This is a genomic window from Oleiphilus sp. HI0079 (assembly GCF_001635105.1).
Genome location: NZ_LWFT01000807.1, coordinates 1 through 1,324, shown reverse-complemented (window position 1 = coordinate 1,324; position 1,324 = coordinate 1). Strand labels below are relative to the sequence as shown.

1 protein-coding gene and 1 pseudogene are annotated in these 1,324 nt (G+C 46.5%); both read right to left on the bottom strand.

Annotation, left to right across the window (positions count from 1 at the left end; all coding sequences use genetic code 11):
- Positions 1-227 (bottom strand): annotated as a pseudogene (locus tag A3750_RS15160) (biopolymer transporter ExbD); the annotation flags it as partial.
- A 36-nt stretch (positions 228-263) separates the two neighbouring features.
- Entirely contained in the window at positions 264-953 is a 690-nt protein-coding gene (locus tag A3750_RS15155) for a MotA/TolQ/ExbB proton channel family protein (RefSeq protein ID WP_068521909.1), read from the bottom strand.
- Between the last annotated feature and the right edge of the window lie 371 nt (positions 954-1,324).

The window sequence follows — 1,324 nt, the reverse complement described above, 5'->3', positions numbered from 1 at the left end:
TTGTCCGACACAACGAGCTGGGATTCTAAGATGATGACCTGTAGCTGCAGCTCTTCCTGTTGTTCATTATCCAAGGCATTGGATTGCGGAAAATTCAAATCTAAGACAGCTGTGTGTGCGAAAATCATATTGATCAATAGAATCGGTACTAACACGATCATCAGGTTCATGAACGCGGTGATATCTAGATCAGCATCGTCGCGAGTCCGCTTATGTCTGCGCCTCATGGCAAATCCTCTAAAACTTAGTAATAGGCGTCGTCGTTAAGCGGCAGGCGCTGCGGCTGATTTTGGTTGGGGTGTTGCTGCGTGTTGTTGTGCTGCAGCGACAGGACGATCACTAATGACGTTCATCACCTTGATACCGGCCATTTCAAAGCTATCAACAATTTCATTGGTTTTTGCTTGAAGTACTGAATGAATAAGTAGCAGAGGAATCGCGGCCATTAAGCCGAACGCGGTTGTATTCATAGCAACGGAGATACTTTGTGAAAGCAACGACGCCTTTTGCGCAGGATCTGCTGATGCAACGGCAGTGAACGCCGCGATCAAGCCAATGATTGTACCCAATAGACCAAGCAACGTAGAGATGTTCGCTAACGTCGCTAGATATTGAGTGCGCTTTTCTAGTCGAGGCATCGTTTCGAGCAAGCCCTCTTCCATCGCGTACTCAATATCCTGTCGACCCTGTCGACGAGACAATCGCTGAAGTCCAGCACCAATCATCAAGCCCATTGGGCTTTTAGAGTTAGATGCGAATTTCAGCGCGCCGTTAAAGTCTTTTGAGCGGATCATTTTATAGAGCTGCTCAAAAACCTTTCGATTGCTGATTTTGGCGACGCTTAGGTAGGAGTAGCGTTCAATCGCAATAATCAAACCGACGACAAGTACGAGCGAGATGGGGTACATAAAAAAACCGCCATCTTGGAAGAAGCGGATAATGGTCTCGATCATTGGGTATTACTCCTAGCTAAAAGGTCAAATCTTTAGAATCGACCCCCTTCAAGGAGGTCGCACTGTACTATGTTAAAAATTGTAGAAAGACTTAAGACAAAATGTGGTTATATCCGGCAATCATTTGTTGCGATTTGTGTACATGGGGCGCTGGCCACATTTTTTTTGTGACGAATTTGGGGTATTTGCCTGGTGCTCAGCGCGGAGTCTGGGAAGTGTTAGGTGTTTCAAGGTGCGATTGAGAATGCTCGCTCGCTAAACCGGTCGCCTGCGAAACGAAACGCGCTGTCACTAAAGTGCTTTGTAAGATTCACGGCTGTCCATCGCTCGTTGAGTCTTGATTGGATTGTGCACCCAATCGAATTTCATCT

Coding starts and splice junctions, on each gene's coding strand:
- A3750_RS15155 (WP_068521909.1), bottom strand. CDS start 953: ATGATCGAGACCATTATCCGCTTCTTCCAAGATGGCGGTTTTTTTATG.